Source organism: Pseudomonas sp. 43(2021) (assembly GCF_017490805.1).
Classification (GTDB): Bacteria; Pseudomonadota; Gammaproteobacteria; order Pseudomonadales; family Pseudomonadaceae; genus Aquipseudomonas.
Map to the genome: position 1 here is coordinate 1 of NZ_JAFGYJ010000587.1, position 431 is coordinate 431.

Genomic DNA, 431 nt, shown 5'->3' on the forward strand with positions numbered 1-431 from the left:
GAGCACGCGAGCCCGGCGCTGCCGATGCGTCGCAGCCGTTGCGCATGCAGGGCAACCGATGGTCGAGCGCCGCGTCGATACGGGCGGCGGATCGCATGGTCAATCGCAGTCGATGCGCGGGTGGCGCCAGGACATGAAGAAGATACTTGTCGCGATGCTGGCTCTGGGCGTGCTGATCGGCGTTGTCGCGATCGTCTCGATATGCGTCGCGTGGACCCTGGCCGATCGCCTGTGCTATTAGCGGCGCGCCCCGCCGCGCGCAGCGCCGGCGCGACGAACGCCGTCAATTGAATCGAAGGAGAACGAACGTGAAACCTCGCAGTACGAATATGTCGATCCGGCTTGCGCGATTGATTGCGCTGTCGATGCTCGCAACGCTCGTCGCGGGCGTCAGCGGATGTGTCGTGGAGCCGGTGCAACCTGCCGCGCAT

1 protein-coding gene is annotated in these 431 nt (G+C 65.4%); it reads left to right on the forward strand.

Going from position 1 to position 431, the window contains the following annotated elements; genetic code table 11:
* The coding region (locus J5M71_RS28830; protein ID WP_207839097.1) for a hypothetical protein at window positions 1-241 on the forward strand (241 nt) is incomplete at its 5' end.
* Window positions 242-431: the final 190 nt, after the last annotated feature.